Source organism: Moritella sp. (assembly GCF_013215705.1).
Lineage (GTDB): Bacteria > Pseudomonadota > Gammaproteobacteria > Enterobacterales > Moritellaceae > Moritella.
Genome location: NZ_JABSQR010000004.1, coordinates 58,332 through 83,319, shown reverse-complemented (window position 1 = coordinate 83,319; position 24,988 = coordinate 58,332). Strand labels below are relative to the sequence as shown.

The 24,988-nt window shown below is 41.5% G+C and carries 23 protein-coding genes; 11 read left to right on the top strand and 12 right to left on the bottom strand.

Annotated features, from left to right (window positions below; all coding sequences use genetic code 11):
• Positions 1-348: 348 nt before the first annotated feature.
• The 4 genes from HRT96_RS00745 to HRT96_RS00730 all read left to right on the top strand — a co-directional run bounded on the left by HRT96_RS00745 (position 349) and on the right by HRT96_RS00730 (position 6,062).
• On the top strand, positions 349-2,157 hold the full coding sequence (locus HRT96_RS00745; RefSeq protein WP_293150794.1) for a hypothetical protein: 1,809 nt from the start codon (positions 349-351) through the stop codon (positions 2,155-2,157).
• A gap of 232 nt (positions 2,158-2,389) precedes the next feature.
• The gene (locus HRT96_RS00740) at positions 2,390-4,258 is read left to right on the top strand and encodes a M4 family metallopeptidase (RefSeq protein ID WP_293150792.1); all 1,869 of its coding nucleotides are present in this window, start codon (positions 2,390-2,392) and stop codon (positions 4,256-4,258) included.
• Positions 4,259-4,482: 224 nt separating this feature from the next.
• Positions 4,483-5,406, top strand: a complete 924-nt coding sequence (locus HRT96_RS00735) for a M14 family metallocarboxypeptidase (protein WP_293150791.1) — start codon at positions 4,483-4,485, stop codon at positions 5,404-5,406.
• Between the two features lie 221 nt (positions 5,407-5,627).
• A complete protein-coding gene (locus HRT96_RS00730; RefSeq protein ID WP_293150790.1) occupies positions 5,628-6,062 on the top strand; it encodes a bifunctional diaminohydroxyphosphoribosylaminopyrimidine deaminase/5-amino-6-(5-phosphoribosylamino)uracil reductase RibD in 435 nt (144 codons plus the stop codon).
• Between the two features lie 48 nt (positions 6,063-6,110).
• Here HRT96_RS00730 and HRT96_RS00725 read toward each other — a convergent pair whose 3' ends face one another.
• The 5 genes from HRT96_RS00725 to HRT96_RS00705 all read right to left on the bottom strand — a co-directional run bounded on the left by HRT96_RS00725 (position 6,111) and on the right by HRT96_RS00705 (position 10,760).
• Positions 6,111-6,431: a cytochrome c gene (locus tag HRT96_RS00725; protein ID WP_293150789.1), complete on the bottom strand. Its 321-nt coding sequence runs from the start codon at positions 6,429-6,431 to the stop codon at positions 6,111-6,113.
• A gap of 226 nt (positions 6,432-6,657) precedes the next feature.
• Positions 6,658-7,263: a CDP-alcohol phosphatidyltransferase family protein gene (locus HRT96_RS00720; protein WP_293150788.1), complete on the bottom strand. Its 606-nt coding sequence runs from the start codon at positions 7,261-7,263 to the stop codon at positions 6,658-6,660.
• Entirely contained in the window at positions 7,256-7,909 is a 654-nt protein-coding gene (locus HRT96_RS00715) for an ATP-binding cassette domain-containing protein (protein ID WP_293150787.1), read from the bottom strand. The genes HRT96_RS00720 and HRT96_RS00715 overlap by 8 nt, the downstream gene beginning before the upstream one ends.
• Positions 7,875-9,614 (bottom strand): thiamine ABC transporter permease, encoded by a 1,740-nt coding sequence (locus HRT96_RS00710; RefSeq protein WP_293150786.1) that lies wholly within the window; start codon positions 9,612-9,614, stop codon positions 7,875-7,877. The genes HRT96_RS00715 and HRT96_RS00710 overlap by 35 nt, the downstream gene beginning before the upstream one ends.
• On the bottom strand, positions 9,615-10,760 hold the full coding sequence (locus HRT96_RS00705; protein WP_293150785.1) for an ABC transporter substrate-binding protein: 1,146 nt from the start codon (positions 10,758-10,760) through the stop codon (positions 9,615-9,617).
• A 196-nt stretch (positions 10,761-10,956) separates the two neighbouring features.
• Between HRT96_RS00705 and HRT96_RS00700 the strand changes: the two genes are divergently transcribed.
• Positions 10,957-11,931 carry an alpha/beta fold hydrolase gene (locus HRT96_RS00700; protein ID WP_293150784.1) on the top strand — a complete coding sequence of 325 codons (975 nt, stop codon included), beginning with the start codon at positions 10,957-10,959 and terminating at the stop codon, positions 11,929-11,931.
• Between the two features lie 22 nt (positions 11,932-11,953).
• On the opposite strand, the gene HRT96_RS00695 is transcribed toward HRT96_RS00700, so the two are convergent.
• On the bottom strand, positions 11,954-13,279 hold the full coding sequence (locus tag HRT96_RS00695) for a serine hydrolase (RefSeq protein WP_293150783.1): 1,326 nt from the start codon (positions 13,277-13,279) through the stop codon (positions 11,954-11,956).
• Positions 13,280-13,768: 489 nt separating this feature from the next.
• Here HRT96_RS00695 and HRT96_RS00690 point away from each other — a divergent pair, with 489 nt between their 5' ends.
• From HRT96_RS00690 to HRT96_RS00680, 3 genes are all read left to right on the top strand, one after another.
• Entirely contained in the window at positions 13,769-14,245 is a 477-nt protein-coding gene (locus HRT96_RS00690; RefSeq protein ID WP_293150782.1) for an ASCH domain-containing protein, read from the top strand.
• On the top strand, positions 14,242-15,186 hold the full coding sequence (locus HRT96_RS00685) for an alpha/beta fold hydrolase (protein ID WP_293150781.1): 945 nt from the start codon (positions 14,242-14,244) through the stop codon (positions 15,184-15,186). Before HRT96_RS00690 ends, HRT96_RS00685 begins: the two co-directional genes overlap by 4 nt.
• A 111-nt stretch (positions 15,187-15,297) precedes the next feature.
• Positions 15,298-15,873 (top strand): NnrU family protein, encoded by a 576-nt coding sequence (locus HRT96_RS00680; protein ID WP_293150779.1) that lies wholly within the window; start codon positions 15,298-15,300, stop codon positions 15,871-15,873.
• Between the two features lie 63 nt (positions 15,874-15,936).
• On the opposite strand, the gene arsJ is transcribed toward HRT96_RS00680, so the two are convergent.
• The 4 genes from arsJ to HRT96_RS00660 form a co-directional block, all read right to left on the bottom strand.
• The gene (arsJ, locus tag HRT96_RS00675; protein ID WP_293150777.1) at positions 15,937-17,154 is read right to left on the bottom strand and encodes an organoarsenical effux MFS transporter ArsJ; all 1,218 of its coding nucleotides are present in this window, start codon (positions 17,152-17,154) and stop codon (positions 15,937-15,939) included.
• Positions 17,151-18,158, bottom strand: coding sequence for an ArsJ-associated glyceraldehyde-3-phosphate dehydrogenase (locus tag HRT96_RS00670; RefSeq protein ID WP_006031859.1), 1,008 nt, complete (start codon positions 18,156-18,158; stop codon positions 17,151-17,153). Before HRT96_RS00670 ends, arsJ begins: the two co-directional genes overlap by 4 nt.
• Positions 18,159-18,246: 88 nt before the next feature.
• Entirely contained in the window at positions 18,247-19,275 is a 1,029-nt protein-coding gene (arsB, locus tag HRT96_RS00665; protein WP_293150771.1) for an ACR3 family arsenite efflux transporter, read from the bottom strand.
• Positions 19,276-19,283: 8 nt separating this feature from the next.
• The gene (locus HRT96_RS00660; protein WP_293150769.1) at positions 19,284-19,631 is read right to left on the bottom strand and encodes a metalloregulator ArsR/SmtB family transcription factor; all 348 of its coding nucleotides are present in this window, start codon (positions 19,629-19,631) and stop codon (positions 19,284-19,286) included.
• A 312-nt stretch (positions 19,632-19,943) separates the two neighbouring features.
• Here HRT96_RS00660 and HRT96_RS00655 point away from each other — a divergent pair, with 312 nt between their 5' ends.
• Both HRT96_RS00655 and HRT96_RS00650 read left to right on the top strand, forming a co-directional pair.
• Complete coding sequence (locus HRT96_RS00655) at positions 19,944-21,551, top strand: cation:proton antiporter (protein WP_293150767.1); 1,608 nt, start codon at positions 19,944-19,946, stop codon at positions 21,549-21,551.
• Between the two features lie 65 nt (positions 21,552-21,616).
• The gene (locus HRT96_RS00650) at positions 21,617-21,994 is read left to right on the top strand and encodes a thiol-disulfide oxidoreductase DCC family protein (protein ID WP_293150765.1); all 378 of its coding nucleotides are present in this window, start codon (positions 21,617-21,619) and stop codon (positions 21,992-21,994) included.
• Positions 21,995-22,100: 106 nt separating this feature from the next.
• Here HRT96_RS00650 and HRT96_RS00645 read toward each other — a convergent pair whose 3' ends face one another.
• Positions 22,101-22,658, bottom strand: coding sequence for a YdcF family protein (locus tag HRT96_RS00645; protein ID WP_293151372.1), 558 nt, complete (start codon positions 22,656-22,658; stop codon positions 22,101-22,103).
• Between the two features lie 294 nt (positions 22,659-22,952).
• Positions 22,953-23,819: a LysR family transcriptional regulator gene (locus tag HRT96_RS00640; protein ID WP_293150763.1), complete on the bottom strand. Its 867-nt coding sequence runs from the start codon at positions 23,817-23,819 to the stop codon at positions 22,953-22,955.
• A 127-nt stretch (positions 23,820-23,946) separates the two neighbouring features.
• On the opposite strand from HRT96_RS00640, the gene HRT96_RS00635 reads away from it, so the two are divergent.
• The gene (locus tag HRT96_RS00635) at positions 23,947-24,885 is read left to right on the top strand and encodes a DMT family transporter (RefSeq protein WP_293150761.1); all 939 of its coding nucleotides are present in this window, start codon (positions 23,947-23,949) and stop codon (positions 24,883-24,885) included.
• The last annotated feature ends 103 nt before the right edge of the window (positions 24,886-24,988 follow it).

Here is a 24,988-nt window from a genome sequence, read left to right as displayed (position 1 = left end):
ATGTTTAAATTAAAATGACAATGAAACCCGCTTTGATAGCGGTTTTTTTTTAAGTTTTTTTCAGCTGATTTAACACGTCATGCTGTATTTTAGAACCTGCAATTTGGGTGTTGTTAAATATAACAAATTCAATGGCGTTTACATTGCATTAACTTTAAACTTAACCATTAGTTAACATTAAATGCTATATTTTAGTGTTTGACGCTGCCAATATCTTGTGCGATGCGCTATATCCGTGTCTAGTATAGTAAAGATGTGTTGATGGTATGTTCCTCTAATTTGTTGTGCGTATTTACCATTTTCTTGTTTGTATTTGACTCTTGTTATGGAAGTGTTAAGGATAAAAACATGAAGAAAAAATTATTAGTCGTAGCCCTTGGCCTATCCAGCTCTATCGCGTTGGTTGGTTGCGGTAGTGGAGGTGATGAAATTCAGGACCCGGTTACATCCGTTTTTTATACTGTCAAAGTTATTGATGGTTATTTGAAAAATGCCCAAGTTTGGCTTGATATTGATGGTGATAAGCAGCTTGATAGTAATGAACCATTGGTGTTCTCTGGGGATAGTGGTATTGCTAAATTAGATGTCACGAATATTGTAAGTCCTGAGCAATATTCGATTTATGCAAAAGTCATTTTTGGCCAAACCATCGATGAAGATAACGGCGCTGTCGCAAGCGATTATATAATGTCTGCGCCACCTGGAGAGACAGACATTACTCCGCTGTCGACATTGGTTGATATTTATATTGAACAAAACACCGATGGCACTGAATCTGTCGCAGTATTGGCTGCAATAAAACAAGCAGCGATAGATAAGGTTGCCTATGATTTTGGTATTCAAGAAACCGATGTTTTAAGTGATTACATTGCAAGCGGCACCGGAAGCGCGACATTTGTGGCAGAGAACATTGCAAATTCTCAAATACTCCCTGATGATGAAAATGAATTTATAGTCGTTATTGCCGATAATTCTGATACTTCAACCTTTAATAAACAAGTCGCAGCAGCCAGCGGCATGATTAAAGCTGTAGTTGGAACCACTGCGGAAGAAGATTTTGATACACAAGCCGCCGTGTTCGATAGCGAAGATGATTACGATACCGATTCGGATGGTGATGGTGTGCCTGATGCACTTGATGCACTCGATGATGATGCCAGTGAGTGGTTAGACACTGATGGTGATGGTATTGGTAATAATGCAGATCCAGATGATGATGATGATGGTGTTGAAGATAGTATAGATGCCGATCCTCTCGATCCGACGGTCGGTGAATATGATGATTGTGTCGTTAATTATACGCCGACAGGTGCATCTATTGATGACTTCAATGCACAGTTAGCAAGCTGTGATCTTATACCCGAAATGGATTTAGCAGGTAATTCGATTATACGCATCCTAGATTCCGATCAAACGAGAATGTATACCTTTAATCTCGATAATACCGCCCCTTTTTACCAAAATGGCGTGCAGTATAATCGTATATGGGAAATCAATGACGATGGTAACTTAGCATTATATTATGGAGATGGGCTGACACTTGATTATCTCATGCGGCTTATCGATGATACAGAGGGCAATTTGAAATTTGGCGTATATGCGAATAGCAGTCAATCCATATACACTTGGAATTTTACAGATGTTGATCTGTCTGTTGATATCCTCGCGTGTGAAGATCTTGACTCAGGTCGGAATTATGAGACTGATCTGCCGTTAGCTTATCGAAGTTACGATGAGTTTAAACAAGCGGTAACATCTTGTCAGGCAGGTAAATTATTTACTGCATTCAGTACTGGTTTTATTAGCAGCGGTATGACATTGACCACCAGTGATGCGGTAAGCCAAGCCGATGACGTTGATACATATCAATTTAATGAAAATGGTAGTGGCGTATTCACGTATAATGAGGGTGCTGATGATATTATCGTGCCAATGACTTGGACAATGCATGAAGACGATGTTGTGAAGGTTGTTATTGATTATATCGATGGCGATAGTCTAGCCCAAACGGCACATAATTATCTCGCGATTATTGAAACGAACGGTATTGATTATAGCGTCAAAGTCTTTAGCCGCAGTACCGCCTTTGAAGGTCTGGGTGATGCCGCGGGGGGGGATTTATGGAGTACAGTATTGAACGTACCTGATGATGATTAGTTAGCGTTGAAAGTGTTTAATATCGCATAATCAAAGAGTCAATAATGTAATGCCCATCAGTTTACTGGTGGGCATTAATTTATTGTGATTGGTATTAGATTTAGTCGAAAATAATTGATACCTGATCAAGGTATTAAAGTTTTGGTACTTTTGTAGTGCTCACTTTAGTACGTAGCCAGCTATTAATCATGTTGTACTCATTATTCTACATGCATAATTAAATGGATTTAATATGATGATGAATAAAAAATTTATACTTTCTGCCGTCGCAGTTAGTCTGCTTGGCTCTGCAAACGCGATAGCGGCTGAAAGAGTGAATCTACGTGATAATATTCAGCAATTGGCAAGCGCTGCGTTAGCCGAACCGGGGATATTAATGAGTGCACCAGCACAACTCTTAGGTTTGTCATTGAACGATGGCTTAAGTGTGATCAAAACATATCGAAACAGCAAGGGTGATAGCATTACCCGTTACCAACAAACCTACTTTGGACTGCCTGTTATTGGCGAACAAGCTATTATAGCGCGTACTAGCAAGGGGTTATTTAAACGCGCACACGGCGCGATATTAAATAATATTGCGGATGATATTGTTGATATCACGCCATCAATAACGACAGTAAATGCACTACTACAAACCAAGCGATTAAGTATGCCTGCATCTCCGTTGGCTGCGAATAGGTCGGTCGTAACGGAAAATGAAACGTCTCGATTAGCTGTTTGGCAGGGGGATGATGGTGTTGCCAAGTTAGTATATGAAGTGAGCTTCTTTCAACAGGCAGATAAACCGTCACGTCCTTACTACATTATCGATGCACATTCTGGTGCAGTGCTGCTTAGTTATGATAATTTGCAGACCGCAGATGCAACAGGCCCTGGTGGTAATGAAAAAACAGGGGCGTATCGTTATGGCACTGATTTCAGCGCGCTGAATGTATCCCAAGCTGGTGATATCTGTGTGATGAACAATGCACAGGTTAAAACTGTTAACTTAAATCACGGCACTGAAGGGTCAGATGCGTTTAGCTTTACCTGTCCTGAAAATACAGTTAAATCAATTAATGGTGCTTATTCACCACTCAATGATGCGCATTATTTTGGTGGTATTATTTTTGATATGTACAAAGACTGGCTTAATGTCTCACCGCTAACATCGCAATTAGTCATGCGTGTTCATTACGACAAAAATTATGAGAATGCGTTTTGGAATGGTGAATCGATGACTTTCGGTGATGGTGCTGATATCTTTTATCCTTTGGTTAGTTTAGATGTATCGGCACATGAGGTGAGCCATGGTTTTACCGAACAACATTCGGGGCTTGTTTATTCAGGTAAATCCGGTGGTTTGAATGAATCGTTTTCTGACATGGCCGGTGAAGCGGCAAAGTTTTATATGCACGGCAGTAATGATTGGCTGGTCGGTGGGCAAATACTAAAAACCAATGGAGCGTTACGTTCGATGAGTCATCCGCCGGTGGATGGTAGCTCGATAGATAACCAAGCTGATTATCGTTTTAATATGGATGTCCATCATAGCTCTGGCGTATATAACAAAGCGTTTTATAATCTCGCGACAACTGCTGGCTGGGATACCCAAAAAGCATTTGTATTATACGCCGCGGCCAATCAACATTACTGGACGTCAAATAGTAATTGGAATGATGCCGGTAACGGGGTGATGGATGCGGCTTGTGACTTGGATTATAACGTCGATGATGTACAAGCTTCGTTAACCGCGGTCGGCGTTGTTGCCGATGTGAGCGATGGCAGCAAATGTAGTGTCACGAAACCACCGGTCAGCGCCATTGATAGAACAGAAGAAAATATATCGACAAGTTTTTTCAGGCCCGCTACTTTTAAACAAAAATTAGGTGAAGGGTACACGCGTCTTATTGTGACATTGGCTGGTGGAACGGGTAATGCCGATCTTTATGTAAAACATGAGGATAAATCATTATTCTCTAAATCGGATTGCATCTCCAACACACCGGGTAATATTGAAACCTGTGTGATTGATAATCCAAAGGCTGGACATTGGAAGATTGATGTTCGCGGTTATGGTTCAACGTCGGGTGTGATCCTCAACATTCAGGCACAATAACAATGTTAGAATTGTTTTATTGGTCATAAAATAAGTGGTTGCCTTGTATTGTTGAACAAGGTGATCATTTCATTCAATTTACTCTTCGTAAAACTTTCTCTTGTTAATCCATGTCTTGTTAGCGCATTATAATAACGCAAAAATATAGCATTATAATAACGCAAAAATATAGCATTATAATAACGCAAAAATATAGCATTATTATCTTTAAGGAAAGTTACAAGATGGATCACGCACAAGCATATGAGATTGGTACAGCAGGTCAAAAATGGACAGCGGAAGATAAAGTGGCATGGTTAGCGAAACAAACTGTGGTTCGACCTTATCAGCAGGAAGTGCTGGCAAAGTTAGAGGCTCTACAGCAGGATTTTAATATCGAGCAATATGGAGCCTTGTCTTATGATCCTGCTCGTTTTCCGTTATTTGTGGTTAAAACACGAGATTGGGATAATACGAAACGGACTATTTTGGTGACTGGCGGCGTGCACGGATATGAGACCAGTGGGGTTCAAGGTGCTATTCGCTTCATCGAAACCCAAGCGCTGAATTATAGTGCGCAGTTTAATATTATTGTCGCACCTTGTGTGAGCCCTTGGGGTTATGAAACGATTAATCGCTGGAACCCAAACGCGGTTGATCCAAACCGTTCTTTTGTTGAAAACAGTCCAGCTGAAGAATCTGCCGCATTAATGCAATGTATTGCGGATCTGAATGTAACGATCACAGCACATATCGATTTACACGAAACGACGGATACCGATAATAGCGAATTTAGACCTGCATTAGCAGCCCGTGATGCGGTTGTGCATGATCATTGGAATATCCCCGACGGATTTTATTTAGTAGGTGATACGCTTAATCCTAATACTGAATTCCAAACGCATATTATTAATGCCGTGAGTAAAGTTACCCACATTGCACCCGCAGATGATAGCGGTCGTATTATTGGTGAAAAACTGGCACAGTTTGGCGTCATTAATTATGCAACTAAGGCGTTAGGTTTATGCTCTGGCTTTAGTGATTGTATTTATGGCACCACAACAGAAGTATATCCAGATAGTCCATTAGTTGATGATGAAAACTGCATTCAAGCACAAGTTATCGCTATTACCAGTGGTCTTGATTACCTACTTGAAAAATCAAAATAGACAATTGAAGCTAAGTCGAAATGACGGGCTAAAGGTGGACTGGGCGATATTGTTGTTAATATAAACTGCGGTAATTTTGTACACGATTCGATCTTTGTAGGTAAAACGATTACCATCAAAGCTTAATCAGTGTTTACGCACTGCCGCTGTTAATATTGCATTGTAATAATATGACGTTAAGCAGAGTCGTCTGACCGAAAGTTACGTTATAAGGATAAGTTGTGGATTTATTGAATGATGAAAAATTTATGCTTCGAGCACTAGAACTGTCTAAATTAGCCCTACCAAATTGTCGTCCTAATCCGCCTGTTGGTTGTGTATTGGTCAAAGATAACATCATCGTAAGTGAAGGCTATACGCAAGCACCTGGTCAACATCATGCCGAAGCACAAGCTATCGCTCAATATGAAAATTCGCTGGAAGGGGTTACGGCTTATGTTACTTTAGAGCCTTGTTCGTTTGTCGGTCGTACACCATCCTGTGCACATACACTTGTTGGCCGTAATATAAAACGTGTGGTTGTCGCCACAGTTGATCCTGATCCGCGTAACAGTGGTAAAGGCCTATCTGTATTGACGAATGCTGGAATTGATGTCGAAGTAGGGGTTTGCCAGCGCGATGTTAGTGCGTTTATCACCCCTTACTTATTAGCATAGCAAGTTTACATTATGCTAATTAACTGCTTGTGCAGCACTCAAGGCGCATTAATTCATACCTGCATAATAAGCCGCGATATCGGCTAGATCTTGATTATTAAACTTAGATAATCGCTGTTTCATTATTTCAGCTAAGCTGCCTTTACGTTCGCCGTCTTGGTAAGCTTTCATGGCGTCAAATAGAGACTCTGCATGCTGGTGGTTCAAGTTTGGATAATCAGCATTCACTCCGATACCATCAATGCCATGACAGAACTGGCAGCTTGGTGCTTTTATCTTTCCTAACGTGGGATTTCCCTTGATAGAATCAGCTGTCGCATTCGTGGCAACAACAAGTAAAGCGGCTAACATAGATACTGGGAATTTCATTTTCTAGTTTACTCTTTCAACTGATCTGGACGCTATTCAACATAGCAACATGCTTACGTTGTGCCGTTTGCAAGCAAGTGTATCAAAGTATTTAGAATGACCTTTGATCCGTGTCTATTAATGCGAGTGTTAATTGCCGTATATCGGCTTATTTCGATATTGAGTTGTGTTCCTTAAACTTGATGTGCGCGCGGATACAGCTCTCAAGAGGCATATTTGGGCTTTGTTACTTTAACGTTTGATAACCGGCCCAAATTCTTGTTGTTGTCGTGATCCAACATAATGCCGCGTAAGTGTATGCAATGGTGGCAAAGTACGCAGGGAACAAACACAGTAGAATAAAACAAAGTACGGTCTCAGTCCCTTCTGTCAATCCGCCCATGTAATACAGTGATTTATGTTGGTAAACAGGGTTCTCAATATTTCGTTTACTTGCCATGATGGCAAAGGCTAGAAAGCTTGAACCAGTACCTATAAATGAGAAAATCAAAAATGCGCCTGCGACAGCATTCGCCTCCGGGTTTGCGACCACAAAGCCAAACGGCACCAGTGAATAAAACAAAAAATCCAAGGTGATATCTAAAAAACCACCACTGTCGGTTATCCCTTGGATCCTCGCCACTGCGCCATCTACCGCGTCAAGAATTCGGTTTAAAAGTATGAAACCCAACGCGATGTTATATTCTTGTAGTACCAATGCTGGAAAACACATCAACCCAAACATAAAGCCAACGAGGGTAACCTGATCGGCTTTTATTCCCGTCTTATGTACTAGTTTCGCGGTGGCATTGATAGGCCCGCGGATCATTTTTATTGTATAACGATCAAGCATCTTGAGCTTCCTTATTCCATGGCCAGTGTAGGCATTTACTGTTGCTAGGGACATCGTCAGCGTCGTGCGTCACCATTAACACAGGAAGTTGTCTGCTGGTGGTTTGGGTAAACACCCAATGTCTAAATTCACTGCGCAATGATTTATCTAGTTTATTAAAAGGTTCATCGAGTAACACAACCGCAGGCTCTGCTAATAATAGTCGCATCATACTAATCCGTGCTCGTTGACCCCCGGATATTTGCATTGGCGACTTGTCCGCCAGTTCGACTAAGTTGATCTCGGTAAGTGTTGCTAATGCCTGTTGTTTTCGCTGTGTTTTTTTAACGTGATTGGGTAGGGCGATAGCGAGATTTTCCCATATGTTAAGGTGAGGAAACAATAAATCATCCTGAAATAAAATACCGATATTGCGCTTTTCTGCAGGCACGTCATTTAATAATTGTTGTTGATAATAACACTCACCCTGATAGCTGAAATCGGCGGACGTATGTCCGGCAATTACACTTAACAAGCTCGACTTACCACAGCCACTGGGTCCCATTAAGGTTAATACTTCACCTGGTTCAATCGTAAAGGAAACAGGTGCGAACAAGGGCTGGTGATTGTTATCAAGGATGGTTAGATTGTTGACTGACAGAGACATTAGGTGTCGATATCCTACTGGTTGATGCGGAGCGTTGTTGCTCTAGCGAACCACTTTTACGGCTGGCTACAATGGCAATGATATAAAATAAAAACGGTGTTAAAGACTGCAATAACGCATAAATAGCACTGATACGGCGATCTTGACCACTCGATAGCGCAACTGCTTCAGTTGTTAATGTCGATATTCGCCCGGCGCCAAGCATTAAGGTGGGTAAATACTGCGCCAGACTAACACTGATACCAACAGCCCAGGCTATCCAGATCGCTGGTAATAATAATGGTCGTTTTATCTGCCACCATACATTGAAGGGGGACAACCCTAAGCTCAAGGCAACTTTATCTAAGCGTTGATCATAACTGCGCCAAGGGCCATCAAGCGCAAGAAATATGTAGGGAAAAACAAAGAAAATGTGCGCCCAAGTTACCCATAAATAATAATACTGATGGGCGATGTATAACGTGGCAACTTGGATACCAAACAATAGCGATAATTGTGGTGCCAGCATAGGGATCGCGATGAGCAAGCGAGGTACCTTTAAAAAGCGTTTATTAGCGGTCGCTTTAATGCTGTGTTCATGAATTATGATCGCAAAAAATAATGCGATCGTGGCGCTAACTAAGGCGATCATGATGCTATTAGCCATTATATTTAATAAATACCCCCATTCTTGTTGCCAAAATCGCAGTGACCAGTGCGACGGCACAATATCAGGAAATCGCCAGCGTTGAGCAAAGGACCACATCAGTAGAATAGGTAAGGTCGCAAGGGTTATCAAATAAGTAATGATAATAATACTTTTACCGCCAATTGGCAGCGAGTAGCGGCCACTTGACAGCCAAGTTCGACATTTTATCGTTATTAACCATTCAGTAAAGCGTATGCTGAGTAAGATGGCTAAACACATGAGTAATAAGAGTAAGGCGCCAGCCGATGCTTTTGGTAGTGTCGCAAGGTCTGCATCATTCAACCATTGCCAAACTAGCACTGCCAGCGTCGGAGGTCGAGTTGGACCTATGATGAGAGCAACGTCAACGACAGAAATGCTATAGGCCATCACCGCAAATAACGAGAAACGGATCTTTGGCAACCATAGTGGCAGGATTATTTTTTGCCACGCCTGTGCATTGTTATAACCTAGGCTGCGTGCGGTGATAAGCGTGGTATTGATATTTAATTGTTTGAGCAGCGGTATACTCATAAACAGTAAAAATGGGATCTCTTTGAGTGTCAACGCTGCAATAAGGCCAAGTCCATATTGGTCATGCACCAGTTGCCAGTTAATTTGGTCACCCTGAATGCGTGCGATAAAGCCACTGGGGGTAAATAAAAATGCAAAACCAACCGCGAAAGCAACATGAGGGAGGGCCATGATCGGCGCTAATAAGGTTTCGAGTTGTTTCCACCAGCGGCTATGCCAGCATGATTGTAAAATGGCAAAGCTAAATAAGACGGCAACTAAGGTACTCACCATACTGATAAATAACGTCAGTACAACTGATTGCGATAGTCCTGGCCAAGCAAATAATTGCTTAAAGCCGGTAATCGACAAGGTGTATTGATCGATTGCTGGTATATAACCAAACGCAGCGAGCAGTAATCCCATCAGCCCAGGTACTAGCGGTAAAAAGCTGATAAGAACAGTCAGTAACACGATCAGGTTAAACGTGAATGAGGCTACTGACTTGCAGAGTTTAGCGTTCAATTAGTGTCCGTAGCGTTTTTGCCATTCCGCTTCAAGCGCGGTTTGCCAGCTTGGATGTGGTTCAGGAATCGATTTAAATAGCTTGGTATTTTTGGCTGAGCCAGTGATGTGTTGCGGTGCTAATACAGTCGGATCACCCCAAATCGCTAAATCGCCTTTACGCGACTGTGCTTCTGGGCTTAACAGAAAGTTAATCGCCACTAATGCGCCTTCTTTTGCGGCTGCATTCCAAGGTATTGATAGGAAATGAATGTTTGATAACGCACCTGCTTTCATCGCATACGCAACGGTTGTTTCGCTAAGCTTACCACTTTGTTGTGATGTCGTCGCTTCGTTAGGGTTAAATGATATCGCAATATCGAGTTCACCATCGTCTAACAACTGAATTGTTTCCGCAGCACTGGCTGGGAACTGTTTACCCTGACGCCATGCTACAGCATGAAACTTGTCGAGATAATCCCATAACGGTGCTGATATAGCTGCAAACGTCGTGGTGTCTACCGCCTTATATAAGGGCGTATTATCGTTGGTTAATTCTAATAATGCGGCTTTTAGGAAACTGGTACCATGAAACGAAGGTGGTTTCGGGTAGCTCAGTTTATTCGGATGTTTAATCGCGTAAGCAAGCAGTTCGTTAAAGCTTGCTGGTGGTTTGGTTAAGGTTTGAGTATCGTAAATAAACACCAGTTGACCGACACCCCAAGGTGCTTCTAGCCCTAAGGTTGGTTCAGAAAAGTCGCTATCAACGGGTAACGTTTTATCAACATATTGCCAGTTTGGTAATTGCGTCGCGAATGAATCGGTGATCAGGTTATAGCGCTTCATTGATTTGAAGTTTTCACCGTTGACCCAGACCATATCAACACTGCCGTTACTGTTCTTTTGTGCGGTTTTCTCTGCGGCTAAACGGGTAATTGCTTCGGCTATATCACCGACTTTAACGTGTTTTAGACGCACGCCGTATTCTGTGCTTAACCGTTTATCTGCCCAGCGTAAATAGTTGTTTATTTCTGGACTTCCACCCCATGCATAAAAATAGACAGTTTGTCCTTTGGCTTTTTCTTCAACGGCTTGCCAATCTAATTTAGCTGCCTGACTGAAGGTGCTGACAAGTAATAAGCCAAGACCAACGAATAATTTACGCATGAAATATCCTTTTCTTAGATAAACCCACATTACAACCTGCAATGTACATGAATTTAATTATAACTGATTGTATTTATATTAATATACCCATCTCTGTGGGCATTGGGTATCACTCTAAAAAGAACAGAATTATCTATGGCTAATTTTGGTGTAATATAATGCTTCATTTTTGGTAATGGTGTTGAAAATAAAAAGCATGACTAAATTTAAACCGGCATTAGGGTTGAGTAATAACCATCTTCAATCAATGTTGTCTAGCTCAGGCCCTCGACAGTTTTTGGAAAAACGACGCGCTAACCAATTACTTCGCCTCGCTAAGCAGCATATTATCACTACACCGCAAGGGGTGAAGTTAGAAGGTTTTCTAACCCGACATAACTCGGCTACGCCATCCGCCAAAGGACTTGCTATTATTCTCCATGGTTGGGAAGGGTGCGCTGATTCGTTGTATGTATTATCCAGTGGGCAAAAATTACTTGATGTTGGCTATGATGTGTTTCGGCTTAACTTCCGTGATCATGGTGATACCCACCATTTAAACGCTGAACTCTTTAATTCCGCTCGTTTAGAAGAAGTTGCCGAAGCAGTTAAATACTTGTGTGTAGAGTTTGGTGGCAAACATAATCTGTTATGCGGCTATTCGCTCGGTGGAAATTTTTGTTTACGCGTGGCTAACATCGCAAAAACAGCGAACATTAACTTACATCAAGCTATCGCCATTTGTCCGGTATTACATCCACCTACCACAATGGCTGAATTAAGTTCTGGCTTTCCATTATATGAACAATATTTTGTCGCTAAGTGGAAACGTTCGTTAATCAAAAAATTGCGTCATCACCCGCAGTTAGGGTATGGCAGGGCATTAAAAAAACTAAAAACACTCGACGACATGAACTTATTTTTTGTTGCTGGTTTTACCGATTTCTCTAGCCGAGATGACTATTTTGAAGCTTACTCAGTCATTGATAATGGTTTAAGTCAACTGGCTATACCCACTACGATTATTACCTCTGAAGATGATCCGATGATCCCCGCTAAGCACCTTAATAGCTTACATCAATCAAGGTGGTTAAGCATCGAATTACAAGCCAAAGGCGGACATTGTGCATTTATAAAAAATTGGAAATTTGAAAGTTGGGCGAGTGATCGTATTGTCGAGCTAGTAAGCTAAATAACGACATAAATAGCCGTCTTTATGTGACTAACGACTGTTCAGAACATTGCTTATTTTCTCTTGAACAATGTGCATTAATACTCGCCATAAAGTTAATTAATGAGGGAACATTGTTCGCGATCAGCGGTAGACCCGTATTGAGTAACGACACTGAAATATCACGTTCTGGATCGGCCCACAGCAGTTTATTAATTAAACCTAAATGACCAAAGGCTTGCGCACTGTGTGATCCCCACAGGCCTAGTGGTTCGCCACCTAACATGAGTCCAGCGCTGTAGCGCATTGGGATCAGCAGGGTGCGATCACATTCTAGCGAACCATATTCTCGGGTTAATCGTCGCACTGTCATTGGCTGACAGATTTGTGTCCCCTCCCAAATACCATCATTTAATAACATTTGATAAAAACGTCCCATTTCTTCCGCTGTCCCCATTAAGTTAGCCGATGGAATGATGGCATTATGATACATTGCGGTATTGCTTGTTTTTGCCACGCGTTCAAAGGATCCGCCTAACGCTCGTTTAATCAAGGTCGAAATCGGGAATACAGGCTTAAATCCGGTTGCATAATTGTCTGCCAAATCACAGGCTTGTTTTGGGGGTAATCCATAACGAAAGTATTTCATCTTCATTGGTTTACGAACACGTATATCGAGGAATTCTTGTATACTCATATCCGTTACTTTGTTGATTATACGCTCTAAAATATAACCCCCTGTGAGCACATGATAAGCAAGCTTGCCTGTTTGTGCCGCTGGGATCTTAGTTGCACACAAGTGCTGCCAAATTTCATCATTATCTGCAAGCGAGTCGATATGCAGTGCATCCGGCATCTGTGCCATGCCGCTGCGATGCGATAAAACCTGATGGATACTGATATTTTGCTTACCGTGTTGGCCAAATTCAGGCAGGTAGAAACTCACTGGGTCGTGTAAATCAATGAGCTTATCTTCATTTAATAAATGGATCAAAAAGGCGGTGATGGCTTTGGAACCCGAAAAATAACAAACAGGCGTTTCTGGCTGCATTAGCTTTTGGATCTTATTATCTGTTGCACTTGGCCCATTACCACTTGCATGACCAATGGCTCTGTTTAAAACAACTTTACCCTGACGACGAAAGCACAATGAAATAGCGGGATGGGTACCTGTTCGGTAAATTTCTTCAACGGAACGCCAGATCGATTCCACCCCTTCTTCCGTCATGCCGACGGATACGGGGTCTACTTCATCGGTATGTTTGATGCTCGTCACTGTCGCTAGTGATTTTGGTATTCGGATGGTCTTGCCAATGCGTAGGTGTCTATTTATGCGAACTAAACTCTGTAATCCAAAATCGATAATCATATGACGGCCTAGGTATAGGTGAATAAGTATTGGTGACTAGATAATGACGATAGAGTTATATTTTAGAATAAACAATTAGATCGCTAGTTATCATTGTTTATTTCACTTTAACGATCATCTCTTTGCCTTGCAAACCTGGTATTGGCGCTTGATAGGGTGTTTTTACTTGTGCTTTGGAAATATACTCTTTCGCGTTTGCGGGTTTAACCATGTAGACGCCGACTGCCACGCTGAAATAATGGTTTTAGAATACCTAAACCTTAGCAGTAAAGTGATAATAATCCATGTTCAGTTTAGATCTTCTGTGAATAGGAAATAAATACGTCAGTTATACCGGTAAATACAATTTGAATAACTTTGAACTAGCACCTTGTTTGCAGTTATGAAGAACAATATACTCGATGAGAAGCGCTGATTATCATGTTGAAACAAACAACAAGTAAAGGTGCTTGATAGTAAAGGAAATTATTAAAATATAACGGAGCCAGTATGGAAAAAAGAACGCAAAATTATCTTAATGAGTATTTAGCCACATTAACTGATTCGGAGCGTAAAGGTTATACCTCATTTAGTGCCGACTACTTCTGCGCGGATGAAATCAATGCCAATCTGTGTGCAGATTTAATTAGTAAGGGTATCAAAACCGCCACTTGCAGTATGAAGTATTGGTATGATTCTGGCGAAGAAGTGATGCCACAAACAGGACATCTGCTTGTCGTGACAGACTGGCACGGTGAACCAACGTCAATCGTCGAGATAACGGCAGTGAGTGAATGTAAATACTCGGACGTTACGGCCGAATTTGCTTATGCTGAAGGTGAGGGGGATCAAACGCTTGATTGGTGGCGCGCTGCCCATTGGGATTTCTTTGCGCGTGAATGTAATGAGATCAAGATCGAAGCCAATGAAGACATGGTGCTGGTATTAGAGCATTTTCAAGTTGTGCATGGTGCGGCGGTCGGATGATAAAAACACTGATTTTCACTCTTCTATTAATGTCTCCACCGATGACAAGCGCCAGTGATTTCTTCTCGCTGTCAGCGTTAAAAGCAGCGGATAAAAAGCCGTTATCTTCACTCCAATATGTCAAAGCAACAGATGGCCTGTTGTTGGCTTATCGCCCTTATTTTCCGCAACAAGCGCAAGCCGTGTTGATCTTTTTACACGGTGGTGGTGCACATAGCGGGCTGTCCTATCATCATATTGGTGTGGGTCTACGCGATGACTTTGATATCGCGGTATATATGCCTGATATCCGTGGTCATGGCGGCTCTGAAGGCGCCCGCGGTGATGCGCCAAATAAAGAACAAGTCTGGGCTGATATAAATACCATAGTACAACAAGCAAGAAGCCGATATCCGCAACAACCTATTTTTGTTGGTGGTCATTCAAGTGGTGCCGGACTGGCATTAAACTATTCGAGCTGGCAGCAACGTGCCGAGATTGACGGTTATGTGTTTCTTGCGCCTTATTTTGGCTATAAATCAGAAACTAATCACGATGCTGATAAGAGTGAACGCGTGAAATTCTCTAGCGTCAAGACAGCTAAGTTCATACTTAATACGGTGTCTTTTGGCTTGCTTGCGGGGCACGATAAAGCCGTGATATTTCATTTTCCTGAGCAAGTATTGAAAAATAACCCAGAGATAGTGACGTTTAATACGGTCAATATGGCTAATGCATTAACGCCGCGTTCACCTGATTCGCAGTTAGCTGATATCGCCCCATTTGGTTTATGGATAGGGGCTCAAGACGAAGCTTTTGATGCTGTAAAAGTAATCGCGTTTGCGCAAGAGAATGCAGGTGAAGATCGTAACGAAATAAAAATGTTGCAGGATGAAAATCATTTTTCGATTATCTTATCCGGCGCTAAATACATTGGCCCTTGGCTTGTTCGGTCACGCTAAGCAGTATCAGTCATACTAACGTAACCATATTTTTGTCTATAATACTAAGTTATGCACTCAAACACTTCATTACTTAATTTTTCACATTCAATTTATTAAGGAATCTAGAATATGACACTACTCATTATTGGTCTGTTGTTGTTTTTGGGGATGCATTCTATTTCAATTTTTGCCCTGGATTTCCGTAATCGGCAAATAGAAAAAAATCATCTGGCTTGGAAAGCGGGTTATAGCATCATTGCATTAATAGGTTTTTTTCTCATAGTTCAAGGTTACGCACAAGCCAAACTGGCACCGACGTTGTTATATGTAACACCACCTTGGTTAGGGCATGTGAGTGCATTATTAATGTTGCCTGTTTTTATTTTGTTTATTGCGCCTTATTTCCCCGGTAAGATCCGTGCGATGACCAAACACCCGCAGTTAATAGCCGTGAAACTGTGGGCGGTAAGTCATCTATTAGTCAATGGCATGTTGGCTGATGTGATCTTATTTGGGGCGTTTTTAATTTGGGCTGTGGTGGATAGAATTTCAATGAAAAAGCGTAGCTCACGACTGGTACATCATTTACCTCGTGCTCTTATGAACGATGTGATTATTGTGGTGTTGGGACTTGGTTTTTACGGTGTGTTTGCTATGTATTTACATCAACGATTAATCGGTATAGCGCCGTTTGTGATGAATTGATTGATCACTTTACATGTAGAAACTTGGCAACAGCCTGTGTTATTGCCAAGTTATGTTAGTTGCTTAGCCTGTGGCTCGGTGGTCTAATTGTAACGAAATAACCGCCGCAGTAGCAATAAATAACGCGGAGATCCACAAGCACATTTCCAAGCCATAAACTTGAAATACCCAGCCCGATAATACAGTACCTATCAGACGTCCCATTGCGTTAGCCATATAGTAAAAGCCAACATCCATTGATACGCGGTCACTGCTGGCGAAACTCACAATTAAGTAACTGTGCAGTGATGAGTTGATAGCAAACAAGCCGCCAAAGATTAATAAGCCGACGATAATCGAGAATTGCACATAGAATTGATAATGCAGTGCAATGGCGATCAACACTGGAATAATGGCTAAATAACCTGCCCATCGTGCTGCTGATCTTGGTGATGGTGATTTACCGGTGAAGCGCGGAGCGATAGACTGCACCATGCCATATCCGATAACCCAACTCGCCATAAAGCCGCCAACCCACCAATGGTCCCAATTAAAGGTTGTTGCTAAGAACACTGGCATGGCAACCACAAACCACACATCTCGGGCACCAAATAAAAACAACCGCGCTGCAGAAAGTAAGTTTATCGAGCTACTTTTAGAAAAAATCTCGGTAAACTTAGGCTTGTTTTTGGCTTTCCCGAGTTCGGATTTTAAACTGCACAAGCTCCAAATCCAGACGAATAATAGCATTACCGCCATGAGCTGAATGGCGCCTTTAAAGCCAAATGTGGTGAGCAGTACACCACCCAAGAAAAAGCCTACGCCTTTTAACGCATTTTTAGATCCCGTTAAAACCGCGACCCATTGGTACAATTTGTTAGTACTACCAGCACTGCCTTTTGGTACCAGCAGTTTAATGGCACTTTTGGCGCTCATCTTATTCAGGTCTTTGGCAATACCGGATAATGCTTGTGCGATCATCACATAAACAACGGTAAGCATATCAGCGGGTACGGTTAACATCATCAAGGCGACAATTTGCATCCCCAGACCAATGTTCATGGTTTTATTTAACCCCCACCGTGCGCCTAGCCAACCACCAATTAAGTTGGTGATGACGCCAAACACTTCATAAAACACAAACAACATAGCGATATTAATCGGGCTGTAACCAAGCTGGTGAAAATACAGCACAACCAACATGCGCAATGCGCCATCCGTTAAGGTGAACGCCCAATAATTACCGGTAATGATCAGATATTGTTTTATTTGTGGCGAAATACCCGCTAACGCTTTTATCATTTGTCTGAACGACCGACCATACGTGCTAATTCAGCTGCACGATTTGCATAACCCCATTCATTGTCATACCAAGCATATATTTTTACTTGGGTACCATTAACAACCATCGTTGATAAGGCATCAATAATGCTTGAGCGCGGATCGGTTTTATAATCAACTGATACTAATGGGCGTTCTTCATAACCAAGGATGTCTTTAAGTTCGTTTTCTGCCGCTTGCTTAAAGTAACTGTTCACTTCTTCTGCTGTTGTTTCACGTTCTACTTCAAAAACACAATCGGTGAGTGATGCGTTTGCTAATGGCACTCGGATAGCATGACCGTTTAACTTACCGGTTAATTCTGGGAAGATATTGGTAATGGCTGTTGCAGAGCCTGTCGTTGTTGGGATCAATGACGTTCCACAAGCACGGGCTCGACGTAAATCAGCGTGTGGTGCATCAAGAATGGTTTGAGTATTCGTGATGTTGTGGATCGTGGTCATTGAACCATGTTTAATGCCTATTTTTTCGTTTAATACCTTAACCACTGGCGCGAGACAGTTGGTAGTACACGATGCTGCGGTCACAATCGGGTGCAGGTCTTTGTTGTAAAGATCATCATTAACCCCCATCACAATGTTTAACACACCTTCTTCTTTGACTGGGGCTGTGACAACGACACGCTTAACACCTTGGTCTAAATAACCTTGCAGCAGCGCGGATGTTTTCATTTTCCCAGATGCTTCCAGTACCACGTCACACTGTGACCAATCAGTATCGGAAATGGCTGTATTGCGAGTACAAGGGATAAAACGATCGGCGATGATCATTTGATCGCCAAGAAATTCAGCTTGGTGTTCCCAGCGGCCGTGAATAGAGTCAAAGTTAAGTAAATGTGCCAGCGTCTCTGCATTACCTGCAGGATCATTAATTTGTACAATCTCAATATCATCCCAATTAAAGGCTGCACGCATTGCTAGACGACCCATACGGCCAAATCCATTGATACCGATTTTAATAGTCATTTCGTTCTCCAAAATACAAATTATTTCAATTTATGTGTTTATTTCATTACTGCGTAGATTACTCTTTTTATTAACGTAAGTTTAGTCACTAAGGCTTTGAATAGTTAAAAGAACCTTGGCTACGATTAATAATGGCGACGAGCGATAGCATAATCGGTACTTCGACGAGCACCCCCACTACAGTGGCAAGTGCCGCGCCAGAATGTAGACCAAATAACGAGATAGCAACGGCGACAGCGAGCTCAAAGAAATTGGAGGTGCCAATTAAGCAAGCCGGACCTGCGATGTTATGCGGTAGTTTAAGGCGTTTTGCAGCGAAAAAAGTAATCGCAAAGATCATGTATGTCTGTAATGCCAGCGGAATAGCGATGAGGACAATGGTCTTAGGATCGTTAAGCAAAGTGTTAGCCTGAAAACCAAACAATAAAGCAACCGTGGCGAGCAAGCCTAAGATAGACCAAGGTTTTAGTTTCGCTAGTGCATGCTGAACTGCTGCTTTGTCAGCTGATTTATTTAATCTCTTACGTGTCAGGATACCTGCAATTAATGGCAGGACGACATAGAGCACAACAGAGAATAACAAGGTTTCCCAAGGCACATTGATATCACTGACTTCCAGTAAGAATGCCGCGATAGGAGCAAATGCAAACACCATAATAATATCGTTCACGGACACTTGCACTAAGGTGTAATTTGCATCCCCTTTGGTTAGTTGTGACCAAACAAATACCATTGCAGTACAAGGCGCGACACCGAGTAAGATCATCCCCGCGATATATTCTTGTGCAGAGCTGGGATCGACCATGTCAGCGAAAAACACTTTAAAAAATAACCAGGCAAAAGCAGCCATCGTAAAGGGTTTAATGATCCAATTAATGAATACGGTGAGGAATAATCCTTTGGGATTTTTGCCGACATCTTTAATGGCTGAAAAATCGATTTGTACCATCATTGGATAAATCATTATCCAGATAAAGACGGCGACAACTAAGTTAACATGTGCAATTTCTAAATCTGCAATGAACTGAAAAATGCCTGGTTGCCAAGCGCCTAAAATCACACCAGTGGTGATAGCAAGTGCTACCCATACTGATAAATACCGTTCAAATATACCCATGTTCGTTCCTACTCGCAGTGTTGTTGTGTTCTTTCAGGGCGTTTCCCCATATCGTTAAGTCGTTGTATATCAGTACTGATTAAGTTGCTATTTTGTTGTGCGCTAAGATCTATAATGGCTTTTTGCCATTCCGGTAATTGAGGGTTAATAGCATAGAACACCCATTGTTTATACTTTCTATCAACTAATAAACCAGACTTACGGAGTTGAGATAAATTACGGGAAATGCTTGGCTGACTTGCTGTTATAGCGGTGATTAATTCACATACGCAAAGCTCTTTTTCAATATCAATTAACATTAAAATTCTGAGACGGGTTTCGTCAGAAAGAATTTTAAAAAGTTGTGTCGGTTCCATACTGTCTCACCATATATGATTTTTGTTATGTTCTAAGTATATGTACAACTCGTTATATGTGTCAAACGTTATATATGTTTTTTGTTATGTTTATTTACGGCTTAGGTATAGGTATTCGTTATATGTAATATAAAACTAATACCTATATAGTATAAAGAGATTGTTCTATGCCATTAATTATCTTAAAATTAGTAAACTAATTTAATGTTTAATATTTTAATTCAGCAACAATAGCTACTATTGTTTTGTTGATGATAAATACTTTATTTGGATTTTCTCAGTAGCTCGCTCACTTCATATAGGCCATCGCTAATGGATACGACTCTTTTACTTTTTATTGCCACCGCATTCAGTTTTGGCATGCTTGTTAATCTCACCGGGTTGCCACCTATGGTTGGTTTCTTATTGGCGGGCTTTGCGCTTAATTTTTATGGTTTTGAAGCGACTGAAGGACTACAGACATTTGCGGATCTCGGTGTAACCCTGTTACTTTTCTCTATTGGTTTAAAGTTAGATATACGTACTTTGTTTAAGGCTGAAGTATGGGGTGGGGCAAGTGTGCATATTTTTGCCAGCATTGCTTTTTATGCAGTAGTGTTATTTATCTTAAAGCAGGTTGGCTTAACCTTCTTTACTAACCTCGATACTTTCTCATTGGTACTGGTTGCCTTTGCCTTAAGTTTCTCTAGTACGGTATTTGCAGTAAAAATCCTAGAAGAAAAGAGTGAAACAAACTCGTTATATGGCCGTATCGCGATTGGTATTCTGATCATGCAAGATATCTTCGCCGTGGTATTTTTAACGGTATCAGTTGGTAAGATCCCGTCGTTGTTTGCTGTTATTTTATTAGTATTACCGTTAATTCGACCACTGTTGTTTAAATTGTTAGACCGAGTCGGTCACGGTGAACTGTTGGTTCTGTACGGTATTTTCCTTTCGCTGGTACTTGGCGCTGGGTTGTTTGAATCGGTGGGTATGAAAGCGGATTTGGGTGCGTTGATTGCGGGTATGTTATTAGCGGGTCACCCCAGTGCCAAACAGATGGCAAAGTCTTTATTTAACATGAAAGAGATGCTGCTTGTTTGTTTCTTCCTCAGCATTGGGCTAGGTGGACTGCCGACGGTTGATCACTTGTTTGTGGCCGGTATTTTAGCGGTCTTATTGTTTGGTAAAATTGCCTTGTATTTCTTTACGCTGACTAAATTTAAATTACGTGCTCGTACGTCACTATTTGCGGCATTTTCGTTGGCAAACTACAGTGAGTTTGGTTTGATTGTGGCGGCGTTAGCGACTTATAAAGGTTGGTTATCGCAGGACTGGTTAATTATTACTGCATTGGCGGTATCGATCAGTTTTGTTATTGCCTCGTTACTTAATAAGTATGCTGATGATATCTATAGCCGCTTTACCGGTAAACTAGCGCGTTTCCAAGCATCAGATTTACACATTGATGATCGTCCCGTGTCGCTTGGCGATGCCGAAATATTAGTGATGGGTATGGGTCGAATTGGTGCTGGTGCGTATGATGAATTGAAATCCCAGTATGGTGATAAGGTATTAGGCCTTGATTATAATAACCAAAAGACCTTAGATCATTGTGAAGTCGGTCGACGCGTGATCACTGCCGATGCGCTTGATACTGATTTTTGGAATAAACTGGAGATGACCGATAACATTAAATTGGTGTTATTAGCGATGCCAGATCATCACGGTAATCATTATGCCGCAGAGCAGTTACATAAAATGGATCGTTGTAGTTTCCAAGTTGCTGCATTGGCACATTTTAAGAGTGATGAAGATGAACTGAGAGCACTTGGGGTTAATCCTGTTTATAACATATATCAAGAAGCGGGTGCGGGTTTCGCTCACCATGTTTGGACTGAGTTACAGCTACCGGTTACGGGTTCGCAGACTAAATAAGCATATGCTATGGCTGTTATAACAGGCTATGATTAAGGTGGTATTGTATATAATTGGTGGTATGTGTGGGTGATCATGGTATTCAACTCACGGTTTATTTTGATGGTGCCTGCCCGCGTTGTGTGAAAGACCGTGATAATTACCTGAAATTGGCAGGCAGTAACGCAAAACAGGTATATTGGTTTGATATTACTGGCCAAGAGCAGGTATTGCTAGCGCTGGGTATTGATCCGATAAAAGCTTTAACTGAGCTGCATGTTAAAACCAGTGACGGTCGCATTCTTGCTGAACTTGATGCTTATATTGAGCTGATGCTGCGGGTGTTGTTGCTGCGACCTTTGGCTTACCTCATCGGCCTGCCACTGCTCAAACCTATGTTGGCTCGCTATTATCATTACTTGGTGACTCGCAGGCTTAAACGCACTGGTCGTTGGCCGTACTAAGTTTATCTATTTTAAATACGAAGGTACCTCGCATTATTTAATTTGTTGCGCGTTACCTTGGTTATCACTTTTGTGCTAAGTATCTAGGTTAACGTTAGACCATTAACTAGGCGTCACCCGCATTAGTGCGCTTTTGATTTGCGCCAATCATGTTGTAGATATCATATCGCCAAAACCCAATCCATTCGTGTAATGCAAAATCAGTCAGTGCAAAGTTATACCCAAGTGGGATGAATGATATGCTTGCCGACATATAATCCGCTCTGATTGGGGTCGCACGTACACCAAAATGTTCAAAATACAATTGGCTACGTTTGATGTGTAATCCAGATGAGACTAAAACGCAGTTGTCGAAATCGCCTTTGCGGAGTATTTCACTGGTGAATTGTGCATTCTGCCATGTGTTAAGACTGTTTGGTTCGGTGATAATATCAACGGCATTAATACCAATAGACACTAAGCGTTCTTTATAAACTGCAGCTTCTGTATCACCCAGTTTTTTGGTATCACCACCGCTTACAATGATTTTACATTGTTGATTACTGTCAATACATTCATTATAAAGTCTTGCCGCTTCGTAGATCCGGCTAAAAGCATGGAAGGGCGGTTCAATACTATCAACATTATTAATAGTATCGCCAACTTTTTCGAGGCCGGCACCCAGTAAGATAATAGCGTTATTGTCCTGCCAATGAATCGGGGTTTTCGCTACATAATCTTACTGTAATTTATCCAATAAATATTTTGGAACGACCCCGATACTGATAAGCACTGTAAGCAAAATTGTGCAGCATAATACGGCTGACTTGGTGCGATGAAAGTTAAAAAAACGTAATAATAGGCAGATAATGATAAGTAACGATATAAGCAGCAGGCTCATTGATTGTCCTTGTTGAAGTACGGAAAACACAGTATTTCATCGCAGTATAAAGCAATAAAATAATTTTTCATTGTTAAACTAAATATTTGATATTGCCATTAATATGTTCTTAAATGCTTCCATACTGGATTTTACCGAGTCCTTGCGCCAAATTAAATTAGTCGTTGTAGTACCTATCGCGGTCGGTAAAGGATGGGTTTTAATACCGTCTTTAAATGGATATACCGTCAATAATTTTTCTGGCACAAAACCAACCCCCATACCCGCTGTTACACAGTTTAATAACGCCGTATAGGAGTTAATTTCCACAATTTTGGGGTGCAGATCTGCTTGTTTCACCCAGTTGACTAAGCGTGTGCGATAGACACATTGGGTTGAGAAACCCAGCAACGTGGGATTATGTCCTAAGTCTAATGGTGAATTAATATCCTCATTACGCAAGCTAGAAACCAGCACTAGGGTCTCGCTAAATACCGGCGTTATTTGCAGCCGTTGATCTTGGGGAGGATCGGACACGAGTGCTAAGTCTAATTGGCCATCAATAACCTGTTCGATGAGTGTACCTGTAGGGCTGGTCGTTACTTCTAACTCGACTTCCGTGTAGGTTTGGTGAAAATCCATTAATACGTTAGATAGCCGAGATGCTGCGACAGCTTCGATACTGCCTAAGCGTAATCTGCCAGATGGTGTCGTATTATTGATTTGTAGTACCGCTGACTCTGCCATGGCGAGAATTTCTTTAGCGTGGGTAAAAAACTGTTCACCGGTAGGGGAAGGCCTTAACCGGTTTTTTTCTCGAATAAATAGATCGGTATTTAACTCAGCTTCTAACTTTTTGACTCGTGATGTAATGTTGGAAGGTACACGATTTAATGCATGTGCTGCAGGACTTATCCCGCCCATTTCGACTACAGCACAAAAAATAGTAAGGTCAGACAATTCCACTGTTTATATCTCCACGTTATACTGTATTACTTTCTTCAAATGAGAAAGATGGATTCATAATAATTCATTATTAATAACAGTATATTGCTTTTATACTCCAATTCATAAGTTTAGTTAGGAATCGATTATGGATAATTCAACACGCCAAGGTTATTTGGCTGCATTTGGGGCCGTGCTTATTTGGTCGGGGTTTATTTTAGTGTCACGTATGGGTGGGATCAGTCCCTTATTGTCCTATGATGTTATCGCTATTCGTTATGCAACCTGTGCGGCTTTGGTACTCCCAATCTGGTGGTTTAAATTTAGGTTCAAATTATGGCAACCCAAGTTCATTATTTGTAGCCTGTTTGGTGGCCTAGGATATGCGTTATTTGCCTTTCAAGGATTTGAAACGACTCCTGGTTCACAGTCAGCGGTACTGCTACCGGGCTTGATTCCTGTGATGATTATTGTCTTATCGGTTGTGGTTAACAAGCAAAAGCACGCTTGGAGTAAGTGGTTTGGTGTTGCGGTGATAACATCGGGTATTGCGGTGCTATTTTTACAAGAATTTTTAGCGCAGGGAACATTATCGATTGGTCATTTAAGCCTGGCTGGTGCTGCGTTTTGTTGGGGCATATTTTCAGTATTACTGAGTCGTTGGCAGATCACGCCATGGCAAGCAACCGCGAGTTTGGCCATTATCACTTGTACTATTTATATGCCGATTTACTTACTTTGGTTACCCAAAAATATCAGTTTAGGAATGTCAGAATTGTGGGGTGACATTTTACTGCAAAGTTTTTATCAAGGTTTCATGGCGACGATAGTTCAAATGCTGTTGTATGTGCGCGCTGTGCAGATTATTGGTGCGGCGAACATGGGCACTATGATGGCGATGGTACCGGTTATTGCTGGTGTGAGTGCATTATTTTTATTTGATGAACCTGTTAAAGTAAGTTTAATCATTGCTATGGCAACGGTGAGTATTGGTGTTTGGTTTGCTAATACTCAGTATTTTACTAATAAAAAGTACTTTGCCAATAAAAGCAATCGGCCAATAAAAAACAACAGATTCGACGAATGACTAAGTATAAATTAAGTCTGTTATCTCAAGGTTGGATGATGGCATTATGACCGTAAGAATAAAATAAATATATGATCTAATTTTAAATTCGTTGTGGTGTGCG